Raw genomic sequence first — 15,142 nt, 5'->3', positions numbered from 1 at the left:
CGACATTAACTGTCGGCATTCTAACACCATTTTTCAGCGCTCGCTTAGATTAAGCGCTGCTATGGCTTATGGTGCATCATCTTCTCGTAAATGAGCTCGTTACTCGCTTGCGCGTTTGGCAAGCTCTGCGTCGTTTTCTTCACGAAGCACTCGGCGCAAGATTTTGCCTACATTGGTTTTTGGTAGTTCTTCACGGAACTCAATCAATTTAGGGATCTTGTAGCCTGTTAGGTGTTCACGGCAGTGCGCGATAATGTCTTCTTTGGTTAGGCTAGGGTCACGTTTCACAACGTAAATCTTAACCAACTCACCTGACACTTCATGAGGTTGACCGATAGCCGCAACTTCTAACACTTTGCCATGCAGAGCCACAACGTCTTCAATCTCGTTCGGGTAAACATTGAAGCCAGACACAAGAATCATGTCTTTCTTACGGTCTACGATGTACAACAAGCCTTCGTCATCAAATTTAACGATATCACCAGTCGATAACCAACCATCTTGGTCGATCACTTCTTTGGTCGCTTCTGGACGTTGCCAGTAGCCTTGCATCACTTGAGGACCACGAACCTGCAATTCACCCACTTGGTCATTACCAACCACTTTACCTTCATCATCAACAATACGAACTTCTGTTGATGGTACTGGTAGGCCGATTGCACCCGTGTAGTCTTTTAGATCGTATGGGTTACCTGTTACCAGAGGAGCACACTCGGTTAAACCATAGCCTTCAAGTAGATGGACACCTGTCGCTTTCTTCCATTGCTCAGCAACAGCGCGTTGAACCGCCATACCACCGCCAACAGATAAACGCATATTACTGAAATCCAACTCATGGAAATCTTCGTTATTGACTAGCGCATTGAATAAGGTGTTTACGCCAGTAATCGCGGTAAACGGAACCTTTTGCAGCTCTTTAATAAAGCCAGGAATGTCACGAGGGTTAGTAATCAGAAGGTTACGACCACCCATCTCAACAAACAGTAAGCAGTTCACAGTCAGTGCGAACACGTGGTAAAGCGGCAATGCCGTTACGACTAATTCGCGACCTTCTTGCAGTACTGGGCTATATGCCCCTTTCGCTTGAAGTACGTTCGCAATCATGTTGCGGTGCGTTAGGATTGCGCCCTTCGCTACGCCCGTTGTACCACCGGTGTACTGTAGGAATGCGATGTCATCGCCCGCCATAAATGGCTTCACGTACTGTAGGCGACGGCCTTTGTGCAGTGCTTTTCGAAATGAGATAGCACCCGGCAGGTCGTACTTCGGCACCATGCCTTTTACGTATTTCACTACGAAGTCGACAATCGTACCTTTCGCTCGTGGCAGCATTTGCCCCAAGCTGGTTAGCACAACGTGTTTAACCGGAGTTTTATCAACGACTTTTTCTAGCGTGCTCGCAAAGTTAGAAACGATAACAATCGCCTTTGCGCCAGAGTCATTCAATTGATGTTCAAGTTCACGAGGCGTGTACAGTGGGTTGACGTTCACTGCAATCATACCTGCACGCAGTACACCAAAGAGTGCAATTGGGTATTGCAGCAGGTTTGGCATCATCAGCGCGACACGATCGCCTTTCTTCAGTTTTAGATCATTCTGCAGGTAAGCAGCAAAAGCACGACTGCGCTCTTCAAGCTTACGGAATGTCATGATAGACCCCATGTTCTCGAATGCTGGTTGGTCTGCGTACTTCTGTACTGACTGTTCGAACATTTCAATAAGAGATGGGTACTGATCTGGGTTGATCGTCTCTGGTACGTCACTTGGATAACGTGAAAGCCAAGGTTTGTCCACTATGTTACTCCTCGTTTATCAGCTGACGACTGCTTCGCCGCTTTTTATCATTGCGGTATTACAGCACAGCTTTAGTGCATGAGCACTAAAAGGCTCAAACACTTGTTTAAATTTTGTTAACTACACCAAGAATTAGCTCTGAAACTAGCTCTAGGCTCTCTAAATGGCAATGATGTCCGCCAGGAACAGTCTCTATATTCAGAGAACTATGGGCTGATTTGTAGCGATTATGCTGCAAATGTCGGAATCCATCATTTCCTAAAACTATTAATTGAGGGCATTCAATAGCCGCCATGATCGCTTCAGCATGCGCTTGTGACATTCGATATAACGAGTCACATTTTAGGTTAGGGTCGCATCGCCATTGCCAACAGTTATCGAACTCAGCAATACCTTGATCTACTGTCGCTTCCTCAAAAGCAACTTTAGCAACAACAGCTCGATCAACATTACTTAGCTCAACGATTCCTCGTTCAACAATAGGAGCAATGAGTTCTGCTTTGATTTGATTGGCGTGAGCTCTCAGCTTAATAGCATCCTCAAGACTTGCCAGAGGACGTGAAGGCTTTCTTCGCTGTCGAAGACGACTGAGTACCCCATCTCTCAAACGAGAGACTGTTTCGTGGGGAGCTTCTGAAAGAGGTCCATGACCTTCAATTTGAATTAATCCTGACACCTTTTCAGGAAAGGCGGCACTATAGCAACTTGCGATCAATGCACCAAGTGAATGTCCTACCAGTACCAGTCTGTTTGGCGATAATTTGGTCACCAACTGATGCAAATCATCAATATAGTCGTGAAATGGGTAATAACTCCCCGGTTTATGCGACGAGAAACCGTGTCCGAAGAGATCGATAGCAACGAGGTGAGTATCTGGAGAAAGCTTGGCTATTTGCGGCATAACCTGAGTGAAACTTGCAGAATTATCTAGCCAACCATGAATAAAAACGACCGTCGTTGCGGTCGTTTTTGAGTTGCCAATCTGTTGTGTTGCAAGCGTCCCGCTCGCAAGGGAATATGACTTTTCAATCATTGATTGTATGGTGTCCCTATCGTTTAGTGTGTCGATTTCAGGTTCGACTATTCCACATCTTGAATCACACGGCCTGACTTAGGCATGGTTTGAAAGCTGCGACAATGCAAACTGCGGCAAGAGTAATAGGTTGGCGCAAAGTCGTTGATGACCACTCGCTCGGTGATCTGCCATAAACGTTGGTTGTAGACATTCATTACTGGGAAGGTATAAGGGTAATCACCAACGGTGCCATCTTCAGTACCACTTGATGTTCCAACCAAGGTGACTAAACGGCCTTCAGCAAAGCTCAAAGGTTCTACGTAACCATCAATGTAACCAACAAAACGCCCTTTTGGTTCGGCATCAATATCAGGCTTACCACTACTAGAGATAGGTAAGTTCACCACTTCAACACGCGTTTTATCTTTCAGATTAGTGACTTTAGCAATCACGCCACCCAAACGAACATCACCGGCATCCGGTAGTGTGTTTACCCACTCTTGGTAGTCAGTTACCACCTGTTCTGAGTTTGCATTAAGTTCTTTAGGTAAAGAGGAGCACCCCATCACCATCGTAGAGAAAGCGACAAGGAAAAATAAGCGAGATTTAGATATGAGAGAATACATAATGCAGCTCCTTAGAGCAGGATAAATGAAAACACAAAGCTAGATATAAATATCGACCCCAATTAGCTTTGCAAGTTCCTCTTTTTTAGCTTGATTCATCACATCCATATACTCTTCCATCGCACGTCGTCCGCGCCCTTCTGGAAGATCATATTGAACCTGAGCTTTGTGAATCTCAGATTCTTTGACCTGGCGAATAGAATGCGAGACAGCATTCGCAACCTTAGTTGGCTGACCAACAGAGGTCTTTGCATCGCCTTTTTTTACCTCATTCTTTTTGTTGGTTCGATTGGTTTTAGATGTATTGCCTATCGAAGAAGGAGGTAAGCCGTTGATTGAAACCATGCTTAAAGAGTTTATTACCTGACTTTAATGATTGTGTATCTAATTTTAATAACGGCTCTACAAAATAAACTGCAGAGCCAAAGTAATACGTATTTACTCGCGACCAGGCAGTTTTTTCCAAGTCACTTTATCACGTAGGTAAACCGGCTCAGACTCTTCAGCAGCAACCGCTTTGCCTTCAGCATAAGCAAATTGAGCAAGGAACGCCATGTCTTGAGCTTCTGGGAATAGCACTTCACACGCTTTGGTGTTGATCGCTAGTGTGTCCATGTGCTCTGCATATGCTTCCCAACCTGTGCCTACTTTCGCCCATGTGTTGGAGTCCGCTTCAAGCTGTTCAGCCAACTCACCTGGAGGCGTCACACATTCCGCATCGACCGCAGTCCAACGACCATTATCTTCACGGCTGTAACGAGCCCAGTAAACTTCACTCATGCGAGCATCAATTGCTGTTGCAACATGAGTTTCGCCAAATTTACGGTAGCTGCCTTGCGCCATCGCTGCCAGTGTAGACACACCGATCATCGGCAAATCAGCACCAAAAGCTAAGCCTTGAGCAATACCAATGCCAATACGTACACCCGTGAAACTGCCCGGGCCTTGGCCAAACGCGATCGCGTCGATATCGGTTAAAGCAACATTCGCTTCTTTCAGTACTTCATCAACCATAGGTAGAATTTTTTTCGTATGGTCTCGAGGTGCCTCTTCGCTACGTGCGAACACCTGGTCACCAATTACTAGTGCAACTGAACAGTTTTCAGTTGCGGTATCTACTGCAAGAATTTTCGCGCTCATTTGTGTCTCAAATATTCGTTATCTAATCTAAAAATAATGGCTAAGATCAACAATGCTAATTACTCAGCAGCGGTTGAATGGTCTTTAGCTAAGAATTCTTTAATGATCCCTAAGTCACGGGTACGTGGGATAGGCGGTAAACTCGCCAAAAACACACCACCGTAATCGCGGGTCACCAAGCGGTTATCGCAAATAATTAAAGCGCCATTGTCACGTTTATCACGTATTAATCGGCCGACACCTTGTTTCAAGGTAATCACGGCGTCTGGCAACTGTACCTGTGCAAAAGGATCACCCCCTTTTAACTTACAGTCCTCGATTCGAGCCTTAAGTAAAGGGTCATCAGGGGCTGTAAAGGGCAATTTATCGATGATAACACAGCTTAATGCGTCGCCCCTAACATCTATCCCCTCCCAGAAAGCGCCAGTAGCCACCAGCAATGCGTTACCTAATTCCATGAATTCGGCTAAGGTTTTTTGCTTACTTGTCTCACCTTGCAGCAGAACTGGAACCGAGAGCGTTTCACGGAATCGCTCCCCCAACTCTTTCATCATGCTATGTGAAGTACACAAAAAGAAACAGCGACCTTGGTTTTGCTCAATCACAGGGGTCAGCATTCTTACTAGCTTGTCCGCTAAGCCCGGGCTATTCGGTTCTGGTAGATAGCGAGGCACACACAAACGCGCCTGATTTGGGTAATCAAACGGGCTCGGTAGTGAAAATTGTGCTGACGGTTTTAGCCCAAGCCGTGAGGTGAAATGGTCGAAATCGTCCGACACCGCCAAAGTTGCAGAGGTAAACACCCAAGCACCCGGTTTTAGCTCAATCTGCTCATGGAATTTGTCGGCGACTGAGAGTGGCGTGATGTGCAAAGCAAAGTGTCGTGGCGTGGTGTCATACCAATACGAATAACCAGTAATCGACACGTCACATACACGTTCGATACGCGACTTAATCATGGTTGCACGCTCGAAAGCCGTGTCTAACAACTGGCTTCGACCCAATGCTAATTTCAATACATCAACGGCCAATTGCAACGCATCTTGTAAGCGAACTAACTCTCTCGCAATCGACTCTGACTTCAATGCTTCACGCCAGTTACCGCGAAAGCCCGTATCGCCAAGCACAATGCGTAGATCGGCTGACGATTGAACGAGCCTATCCCCTACTTTCTGCAGTTGGCGCATGTCTTTGGCTTCAGTTCGGTAAGCAATTTCAATGTCCTTGGCTAGCTCTTGGATCTGTCGGCTGGAAACCGATTGTCCGAAGTATTGGCTAGCGATATCGGGAAGTTGGTGCGCTTCATCGAAGATAAACACATCGGCTTCAGGTATCAGCTCACCAAACCCGGTTTCTTTGATCGCTAAATCCGCGAGAAACAAGTGGTGGTTCACTACAACAACATCAGAATCCATCGCTTTTTTACGCGCCTTCAGCACAAAGCAATCGGTGTAGCTTGGGCACTCTTTGCCTAAGCAGTTGTCGTTAGTCGAGGTAATGGTTGGAATGACCGGGCTATCTTCAGCAATATCATCACAGTCACCTAAATCGCCAGTTTGAGTCGCTGACGACCAACTGCGCACTTTCACCAACTGAGCTAACAGCGTTGGATCGGTGTGAGTGCCATGGCTCTCGATCATTTGACGACTGAGCCTGTCCAAGCACAAATAGTTTGAACGGCCTTTGAGTAACGCAACCTGACCATAAAAACCAAGCGCATCGACCATCAATGGTAAATCTCGGTGAAACAGCTGTTCTTGAAGGTTTTTAGACCCCGTACTGATGATCGTTTTCTTACCACTCAGCAGTGCTGGCACTAGATAAGCAAACGTCTTACCTGTTCCCGTTCCCGCTTCAACGACCAATTGGCTCTGTTGTTCAATAGCCTGTGAAACCGCTTCAGCCATGTCTAGCTGAGCTTGTCGAGGTTGGAACCCAGGGATCGCTTTACCCAAAGCACCATCAGCAGAAAACGTTTTAGATATCATAGAGTACGAAGTTTAGAAAAATAGAAGGCGAATTATGGCAGGTTTAGTGAGCCGGCGCGAATCAAGAATGACTTCGCACCGGAGGTGTTTGGTTTGGGTTAAGCTACCTAGAAGGTAAGAATTGAAGAAATAAAAATCAAAGAATCGTTATTATTTTCGGCTGAGATAACGCGACAACCAAGGGGCGCCTTCAAAATGATTATCGCAAGGCTGCATGGCTTTCACTGCATCGGTTGGTGAGGTTTTACTTTCCCACATTTCATCTAGAACATTACCATCTAACTCTGTACTTCCCGCTAATGAATTCACTCGTTTGCAGTACAGTTTTTTTGCTAGTAACTCTTTATCCATAAGTATCACCTCTATTTTTTGGCCAAAGCGTCAATGCCTCGGTTGAAGTTCAAATGCGTACTACGGTCAAAACTTGAAAAATGAAGCTTCTGCCTTTTTTTCTATCGAAAAACTGATATTTCTATATAAAACAATTTATCGATGCGATAAATGAGCAGCAGAATTTGTTGAAACCAACTTGATAATAGATTAATTATAACGGTGATACTGCGGCTCAGTTCACCGTTCGACGGCCTGCGTTAAATTTTGAAGAATCCCGATTTCATATAATAAGTGCAACATTCATGGAAGTAAGATGCAAATGGAAAGAAAAACTTTATTAACACATTGTACTGACGCCCCTGGCCTCATCTCAAAGATCACCAACATTTGTTATAAGCACCAACTCAATATTATTCACAATAATGAGTTCGTTGATAACACAAGTGGCCACTTCTTTATGCGCACAGAGCTAGAGGGCTACTTCAATGACGAAACCTTACTCGCCGATTTAGACCAAGCCCTGCCAGAAAACACAAAACGTAAGCTGGTTGATTCATCTCGTAAGCGTGTTGTGATTCTGGTAACTAAAGAAGCACACTGCCTTGGCGATATTCTGATGAAGAACTTCGATGGCAGTTTAGATGTTGATATTGCGGCAGTAGTTGGTAACTACGATACACTGCAAAGCCTAACCGAGCGTTTTGATATCCCTTACCACCATGTTTCTCACGAAGGATTAAACCGTGAAGAGCATGAGAAGAAGATGTTGGAAGTCATTGACCAGTATGAGGCGGACTATCTAGTGCTTGCTAAATACATGCGAGTGCTGACGCCGGGGTTTGTTGAGAAGTACAACCACAAAATCATCAACATTCACCACAGTTTCTTGCCTGCATTCATTGGTGCTAAGCCATACCAGCAAGCTTACGAGCGCGGTGTGAAGATCATTGGTGCAACGGCACACTTTGTGACAAACGATCTCGATGAAGGTCCAATCATCAAGCAAGATGTTATCCCAGTGGATCACAACTTCAGCGCGAAAGACATGGCACAAGCGGGTCGTGACGTAGAGAAGAACGTGTTGAGTAAGGCTTTAAACAAAGTGATCAATGATCACGTGTTTGTTTACGGCAACAAGACCGTGATTCTGTAGATCGGAGGTTCGATTTCAGGTAAGACTTCCAGTTAGAACCCAATAAAAAACGCGCAATAGGGTTAATCCATTGCGCGTTTTTTGTATCTGATGATCTGACTAGCTTTATGAGATTCCCGACTACGCTCCTTCGTCGCTATCGGGAATAACGAACTCGGTGATGAATCTTATAACTATAGGCTCTAACATGCGCCCTCGAACACTCAGACTGTCAGCATCTAAAGATAGACCTGGCAAACACCATCAAACACCCCGTCATTCCGACGAGCCTTGGTGAGTTCAGGAATCTATTCCCAGCAACTATCCAATCAAATTAGGCCTGTTCTGACTCAACAATCTTCTTCAAAGAGTGTGGATGCAGCTTAATGCAAATCCCTTGATGCTTAAATGCAACCGTTGGATTATTCAAACGTTCACCCTCACCTTTCGGGCTAGAGAGTTTTATCTTAATGCCTTGTTCTGCCAAATTTTCAAACTTAGCAGCGAACTGCGGGTAAGTCTCTTTAAGGTCTGCTAGATACTCATTGGCCGTTTGAGCGTGAGACGGAATCACAAACTCTACATGCTCCCAATCTTGGCTCGGGTAAATCTTACCTTCAGCTGGGTAAGGCAGCTCTAAACATTCAATCTTCCAACCAAGACTTTGCAATGGTTTATCGAAAGCCAACACCACAATGGGACGACCATTGATCATCGCTTCTGAAATCGTAGAGCCGTATTCAGACCATGCTTGATGTGCTGATTTCGCAAGCTCAGTTTCATTGATTCTTAATGCAATGTGATCCGCTTGAGCAAAGCTTAAATCCAAACCCAGCACATTTCCGAGGTTCTCAATTTTCGTCATAAACGTATCAAGGCGTGCAATCATTTGTTGTGGTTCTAGTTCAGCTTGCTTCAGGCTCATCGTCATTGTCTATGTTCTCCAAATAATGGCAACATGGTATCAGTTTTACTTCCAGCAACAAGCGCTGCTGTTACAAAAAACACTCAAAAAGTACCGTGTCTTACTTTCCTAAATAGACAAACTTGGCTTGGTCAAAGTTGATTGTCAAAAACCCCTCAGGAAATGTTAATTTTCTATCAATTCGACCTATAAGAAAGCCCACAAAATTGATATGATTAACGCCATTTTTGTGAACTTAAACAGAGTCTGTTGTTCATTTCAGCATTAAATCGTTAACTAGAAGCATAATTAGCCAAATTTAATGCCCACGAAATAACGGCTACTCTTATTCATCCTTGAATTGAAGGAAACGCGTGTGAATATCCAAGCACTGATTAATGACAAAGTATCTCAGGCTCTAGAAGCCGCTGGCGCACCTGCAGGCTCTCCTGCGGCTGTCCGTCAATCTGCAAAACCACAATTTGGTGACTACCAAGCAAACGGCATTATGGGTGTTGCTAAACGACTAGGCACTAACCCTCGAGAATTTGCTCAAAAAGTATTGGACGTTCTAAACCTAGACGGTATCGCTTCTAAAGTTGAAATCGCAGGTCCAGGTTTCCTAAACATCTTCCTAGATGAAACGTTCCTGGCACAACAAGCAGACGCAGCACTTGCTGACTCTCGCCTTGGTGTTTCAGCCGCAGAAGCACAAACGATTGTTGCTGACTACTCAGCTCCAAACGTTGCAAAAGAAATGCACGTAGGCCACTTACGTTCAACAATCATCGGTGATGCTGTTGTTCGTACACTTGAGTTCTTAGGTCACAAAGTTATCCGTGCTAACCACATTGGTGACTGGGGTACTCAATTCGGTATGCTTATCGCAAACCTTGAGCGCATCCAAGCTGAAACTGGTGAAGTTTCAATGGAACTTTCAGATCTTGAACAGTTCTACCGTGAATCTAAAAAGCTTTACGACGAAGACGAAGAATTCGCAGTGAAAGCTCGTGGCTACGTAGTGAAACTGCAAGGTGGCGACGCATACTGTGCTGAAATGTGGAAAAAGCTGGTTGACGTAACCATGGTTCAAAACCAACGTAACTACGATCGCCTGAACGTATCACTGACACGTGATGATGTGATGGGTGAAAGTATGTACAACCATATGCTTTCAAACATCGTTTCTGACCTACAAACACAAGGTCTAGCAAAAGAGTCTGACGGCGCACAAGTTGTATTCCTAGACGAATACAAAAACAAAGATGGCGACCCTATGGGCGTTATCGTGCAAAAACGTGACGGTGGCTTCCTATACACCACCACCGATATTGCATGTGCTAAATATCGTTTTGAAGAACTGGGCGCAGATCGCGTACTTTACTTCATCGACTCTCGTCAGCACCAACACCTAATGCAAGCTTGGACTATCGTTCGTAAAGCGGGTTATGTTCCTAAGTCTGTATCTCTTGAGCACCACGCGTTCGGCATGATGCTAGGTAAAGATGGTAAGCCATTTAAAACTCGTGCTGGCGGTACAGTGCGTCTTGCTGACCTTCTGGACGAAGCAGAAGTACGTGCAACTCAGCTGATTGAATCTAAAAACCCTGAGCTAGCAGAAGACGAGAAGAAAACCATTGCGAACACAGTAGCAATGGCAGCAGTTAAATACGCAGACCTTTCTAAGCACCGTACCACTGATTACGTGTTCGACTGGGAAAACATGCTGGCATTTGAAGGCAACACAGCACCGTACATGCAATACGCATACACTCGTGTCGCTTCAATCTTTGCTAAAGCAGGCATTTCTATGGACTCTCTAGAAGGTGAAATCAAAATCACTGAAGAGAAAGAGAAAGCCCTTATCGCGAAACTTCTACAATTTGAAGAAGCGGTACAGTCTGTTGCTCGTGAAGGTCAACCACACATCATGTGTAGCTACCTGTTCGAACTTGCTGGTCAATTCTCTAGCTTCTACGAAGCATGCCCTATCCTTGTGGCTGAAGATGAAACCGTTAAACAGAGCCGCCTGAAGCTTGCTGCACTGACAGCTAAGACTATCAAGCAAGGCCTGTCGCTTCTAGGTATCGAAACTCTAGAGCGCATGTAATTCCCTTCGGGTTACAATGAATAAATACAAAGGTTGATGTGAGAGCATCAACCTTTTGTTTTATCTAACGTATACTGATACCAATCGTAGTAAATAACTAATCATCCTAGCTGGTTAAAACGCTCGATAACTGCGTTAGAATTTTTGATTGTAGAGTAACTACTTATCAAAAGAATCTGCCTTGTTCTCAAACCTTTTTCCTGCGCTATTTCTGATCATTTACTTACTGTGATTGGTATGACTTCAAGAAATCGAAATGGATAATAATAATGAGCTTTGAACTTCACCCACAGTTAGCAAAAGACACCACGCTTATCGGCGAATTTCCACTAAGCTTGGCGCTGCTAAGCAAAGACAGTGCAGTGCCTTGGGTTATCTTGGTACCCAAACGCGCCAACCTAAAAGAGTTGCACCATCTACCAATGAAAGAACAACAGCAGTTCTTACTTGAGTCTCAAGCGGTAAGCCAAGCATTAGAAGCGACATTCCAACCAGACAAATTAAACCTAGGCGCGCTAGGTAACATGGTGCCACAACTGCACATTCACCATATTGCACGTTTCAAAGATGACATCGCATGGCCAGGCCCGGTATGGGGAAATACCAAAGGTGAACAACGTAGTGAAGAAGAACAAGCCGCAATCCATACTCGTATCCAAAACGTTTTGTCGCTGAGTTCTATCTTCAAGAAAGCGTAATTTGAGTTAGTCTCATTGAGCTTTAAAACAAGACAGTTCAGAAAAGATACATAACAAAAAACCGCTCACCTAAAATAGGTGAGCGGCTTTTTTTATTGTCTAATATCGTCGCTTTCAACGAGAGTATGAAGGCCTGAACTACATCATCACATTCAGAGACAAACCATCTTGTTTGCTGATGGTGTAGCGAATACGTATTGTGTGACCATGCTTATTGGTGTCGACCAAGCGAGATATCTTGCCTTTCTTGACCCACACTCCCAGCATCGCATCGATACCGTCTTCACTTACCCCAAACTTAGATGCAAGCTCACTACGTGCAGCGACACCTTCGTTATCAATGTATCGATGAAGTTCAGTTAAAATCATACTACTTGCACCTCAAGTGCTTTTTGCTTACTGCCGATTTTCTTGAAGATGCGATACGTCACCACAAAACCACCAGCAATTGCCACCATCCACACAGCACTACTTACTGGGTGTACAGAGAAGTTTGCTGCTTGGTAATAGAAGGTCGCACCGAAGTAACCAAGTGCCATTGTCCAAACTGCGATGAAGCGGGCAAACGTCTGACCAAATTCACGAACATAAGCACCCATCGCTGCCACACAAGGTGTGTAAAGCAAGATTAGGATTAAGTAAGCAAACGCAGCGTGGCCTGATACAAACTTATCTTTCAAGTTACCAAAGATCGAAGTATCAACCTCTTGATCAGCAGCCACAGAACTAGAGTCAGACAAGTCACCAACTTCAATGCCTAATGGATCGGAATAGCTCAAACCAGCAAGGTTTTCAGGAATGGTCATTACGGCTTCTTCTAAACTTGCCGCTAGATCAAACTCAGCCGCTTCTTCATCAGAAGGTGTAGTGTATAAGCTATTTAGCGTACCAACCACGGCTTCTTTCGCAAAAATACCGGTAATGATACCAACCGTTGCAGGCCAGTTCTCTTCAGTAATACCAATCGGTTGGAACACTGGAGTTACAACTTGAGCCGCTTTAGATAGCACAGAACTTTCACTGTCTTCGTTACCAAAACTGCCGTCCATACCTAATGAATTCAAGAAACTCAGAATTGCCACAACCATTACAATGGTTTTACCTGCGCCAAGCACGAAACGTTTCAGCTTCTGCCAAGTTTTCAGCATCACGTTTTGCACGGTCGGCAATTCGTAATCCGGCATTTCCATAACCAAGCTATCGCTGCTACCAGGATAGATAGTATTTTTAAGGAACAAGCCCGTAAATACAGAAGCCAGAATACCCATGATGTACAGAGCGAACACAACGTTTTGTCCAGCACCAGGAAAGAATGCAGCAGCAAACAGTGCGTATACAGGTAGACGAGCACCACATGACATAAACGGTGCCATTGATGCGGCGAGTTTACGTTCGCGCTCTTGGTCAAGAGTACGCGTTGCCATGATAGAAGGTACGTTACAGCCAAAACCCAGAACAAGTGGTACAAATGCTTTGCCCGGTAAGCCAATTTTCTGCATCACTTTATCCAGTACAAATGCAGCGCGGGCCATGTAGCCTGAACTTTCTAGTACCGCTAAGAACAAGTAAAGCGCGGCAATAACCGGAATAAAGGTCGCAACCGTTTGGATACCACAACCAATACCATCAGCAAGAACGGTGACTAGCCAAACCGGTAAGTGACCATCTAATAAGTGATGTCCGCCATCAACTAATATTGCGCCAACACCAATATCGAAGAAGTCGATAAACGCGCTACCGATATTGATAGAGAACATAAACATTAGGTACATGATGACGAAGAAGAAAGGAATCCCGACCCATTTATTCAAAATGAATTGATCGGCTTTCTCTGTGAAATTACGGCTCAGTTTGCCTTCGCTGCGACGAACTCGTTTACAAAGTTCATGTAAGAAAGTGTATTTAGCGTCAGCAACAGCAAGATCAATATCGAAATCGGCACCAAGACGCACACTATCAATTTGAGTGCGAGTTTGTGGGGCCAAACCATTCAATACCAAGTAATCATTTTCTAAAGCACGAATCGCTAGTGCTCGGTGAGATACGTCAGCATCATCAAATTGTGACTCAACAGAAGGAATAAGAGCTTCTAACGCGACATCGTAATCAATAGAGATAGGATCAAGACTCACACCTTGAACCAGAAGCTTATGCAAACGCTCTTTAAAACGAACCACTTGTCCTTTATCGTTTGCTGACAAGCTTAGAACCGGGCAACCTAGCTCTTTTTCTAGAGCCTTAAGATTAATCACCTGACGCTCACGCTTTAATACATCCATTTTGTTCAATACAACGATCATTGGGCGACCCAACTCTCGCAATTGTAATGTCATGTATAAGCTTCTTTCCAAACAGCTAGCATCAACAACATTGATGATCACGTCCGCTGGGTGAGTAAGCACGGCGCGTGATGCAATAGACTCATCGATACTGTTTGCATCATTACCACTGTCTAGTGCATAAATGCCTGGTAAATCCGTTAACTGGAATTGATCACCAGCGTGCGAATATAAACCGGTTTTCTTTTCTACGGTCACACCAACCCAGTTACCAACGTGCTGTTTTGCGCCAGTTAATGCGTTAAATAATGTTGTTTTACCACTATTAGGGTTACCAACAGTAAGAACTTGATAATCCATTTAGATAACCTCGATTTGTTCTGCAATGCTTTCACGAATGGCTATAGAAACACCTCTCACTTCAACTTGAAGCGGATCACCCATAGGTGCACGACGGATAAGTGTCACCTCGGTTTTTGGCAACATGCCCATAACCATTAGTTTTTTTCTAACGTCTGGTGTTAAACCTGTAAGTGCAACAATAGAAGCCGCTTTTCCTTGCTCTAGTTGTGAGAGTTTCATAAGTACCCAGTTCGAGATTGATAATGAGAAAGATTGTTATTACCGACATAATACACGCACATACCCACAATTCTATTGTGTGAAATCAATGTTTTCGAAAATACACTCTCGTAAATTTCGTTAAAAACGTTTACGTCAAAAACGTCACTTTCAACAATTAGTGGGTACTACCTTACTAGTACGCGTCAACCAGAAAACAATAAGACGATAATAATCAACAACTTATAATAATGTCGGTTTTCTCACAGTCATCTGTCGTTAATTTTATAAGCAAAACAAGTCGCTACCCGTATAGTTACTCCATCGAAGAGAAACTCTTTCTCTTTAATTTTATTCCAGAGGTGATGTGGCTTGCCATATCACTCCGGCAGCAAGCGAAGGTGTCATTGGCACCCGTGGTATAGTCCCCCCGGCTATACCACGATATTTTTTTTCTTCCTTTTGTTTTAACCCAAAAACCTTTTTAAACTCCCCCAACTATCGTTATATCTCGTATCTCGTATCTCGTATCTCGTATCTCGTATCTCGTATCTCGTATCTC

14 protein-coding genes are annotated in these 15,142 nt (G+C 44.4%); 3 read left to right on the top strand and 11 right to left on the bottom strand.

Translation table 11 applies throughout. The annotated features are described in order from the left end of the window. Positions 1 to 99: 99 nt before the first annotated feature. The 7 genes from fadD to ACED53_RS04250 form a co-directional block, all read right to left on the bottom strand. Positions 100 to 1,794, bottom strand: coding sequence for a long-chain-fatty-acid--CoA ligase FadD (fadD, locus tag ACED53_RS04280; RefSeq protein WP_004734190.1), 1,695 nt, complete (start codon positions 1,792 to 1,794; stop codon positions 100 to 102). Between the two features lie 106 nt (positions 1,795 to 1,900). Continuing rightward, positions 1,901 to 2,827: an alpha/beta fold hydrolase gene (locus ACED53_RS04275; protein ID WP_017101293.1), complete on the bottom strand. Its 927-nt coding sequence runs from the start codon at positions 2,825 to 2,827 to the stop codon at positions 1,901 to 1,903. Between the two features lie 47 nt (positions 2,828 to 2,874). Next, on the bottom strand, positions 2,875 to 3,435 hold the full coding sequence (locus ACED53_RS04270; protein WP_017101292.1) for a Slp family lipoprotein: 561 nt from the start codon (positions 3,433 to 3,435) through the stop codon (positions 2,875 to 2,877). A 39-nt stretch (positions 3,436 to 3,474) separates the two neighbouring features. After that, positions 3,475 to 3,780 (bottom strand): hypothetical protein, encoded by a 306-nt coding sequence (locus ACED53_RS04265; protein WP_017074520.1) that lies wholly within the window; start codon positions 3,778 to 3,780, stop codon positions 3,475 to 3,477. Between the two features lie 93 nt (positions 3,781 to 3,873). Beyond that, positions 3,874 to 4,575, bottom strand: coding sequence for a tRNA (adenosine(37)-N6)-threonylcarbamoyltransferase complex dimerization subunit type 1 TsaB (gene tsaB, locus ACED53_RS04260; RefSeq protein WP_017096202.1), 702 nt, complete (start codon positions 4,573 to 4,575; stop codon positions 3,874 to 3,876). Positions 4,576 to 4,634: 59 nt separating this feature from the next. Continuing rightward, complete coding sequence (locus tag ACED53_RS04255; protein WP_017101291.1) at positions 4,635 to 6,563, bottom strand: ATP-dependent DNA helicase; 1,929 nt, start codon at positions 6,561 to 6,563, stop codon at positions 4,635 to 4,637. Between the two features lie 150 nt (positions 6,564 to 6,713). Further along, positions 6,714 to 6,914 carry a hypothetical protein gene (locus ACED53_RS04250; RefSeq protein WP_009847305.1) on the bottom strand — a complete coding sequence of 67 codons (201 nt, stop codon included), beginning with the start codon at positions 6,912 to 6,914 and terminating at the stop codon, positions 6,714 to 6,716. A 301-nt stretch (positions 6,915 to 7,215) separates the two neighbouring features. On the opposite strand from ACED53_RS04250, the gene purU reads away from it, so the two are divergent. Continuing rightward, positions 7,216 to 8,049 carry a formyltetrahydrofolate deformylase gene (gene purU, locus ACED53_RS04245; protein ID WP_012604522.1) on the top strand — a complete coding sequence of 278 codons (834 nt, stop codon included), beginning with the start codon at positions 7,216 to 7,218 and terminating at the stop codon, positions 8,047 to 8,049. 313 nt (positions 8,050 to 8,362) lie between these two features. Here purU and ACED53_RS04240 read toward each other — a convergent pair whose 3' ends face one another. Further along, positions 8,363 to 8,959 (bottom strand): VOC family protein, encoded by a 597-nt coding sequence (locus ACED53_RS04240; RefSeq protein ID WP_017096773.1) that lies wholly within the window; start codon positions 8,957 to 8,959, stop codon positions 8,363 to 8,365. A 349-nt stretch (positions 8,960 to 9,308) separates the two neighbouring features. Here ACED53_RS04240 and argS point away from each other — a divergent pair, with 349 nt between their 5' ends. After that, positions 9,309 to 11,042, top strand: a complete 1,734-nt coding sequence (gene argS, locus ACED53_RS04235; protein ID WP_017096772.1) for an arginine--tRNA ligase — start codon at positions 9,309 to 9,311, stop codon at positions 11,040 to 11,042. 269 nt (positions 11,043 to 11,311) lie between these two features. Continuing rightward, a complete protein-coding gene (locus ACED53_RS04230) occupies positions 11,312 to 11,740 on the top strand; it encodes an HIT domain-containing protein (RefSeq protein WP_004734200.1) in 429 nt (142 codons plus the stop codon). 138 nt (positions 11,741 to 11,878) lie between these two features. Here ACED53_RS04230 and ACED53_RS04225 read toward each other — a convergent pair whose 3' ends face one another. Genes ACED53_RS04225 through ACED53_RS04215 form a run of 3 tightly spaced genes read right to left on the bottom strand, consistent with a single transcriptional unit; the run spans position 11,879 to position 14,601 of the window. Next, positions 11,879 to 12,109: a FeoC-like transcriptional regulator gene (locus ACED53_RS04225; protein ID WP_017096771.1), complete on the bottom strand. Its 231-nt coding sequence runs from the start codon at positions 12,107 to 12,109 to the stop codon at positions 11,879 to 11,881. Continuing rightward, positions 12,106 to 14,379: a Fe(2+) transporter permease subunit FeoB gene (feoB, locus tag ACED53_RS04220; RefSeq protein WP_102579955.1), complete on the bottom strand. Its 2,274-nt coding sequence runs from the start codon at positions 14,377 to 14,379 to the stop codon at positions 12,106 to 12,108. The genes ACED53_RS04225 and feoB overlap by 4 nt, the downstream gene beginning before the upstream one ends. Next, positions 14,380 to 14,601: a FeoA family protein gene (locus ACED53_RS04215; protein WP_004734203.1), complete on the bottom strand. Its 222-nt coding sequence runs from the start codon at positions 14,599 to 14,601 to the stop codon at positions 14,380 to 14,382. Positions 14,602 to 15,142 lie beyond the last annotated feature (541 nt).

This window comes from Vibrio sp. 1F169, from assembly GCF_041439605.1.
Lineage (GTDB): Bacteria > Pseudomonadota > Gammaproteobacteria > Enterobacterales > Vibrionaceae > Vibrio > Vibrio tasmaniensis_A.
This window is presented reverse-complemented; position numbering and strand designations above follow the sequence as displayed.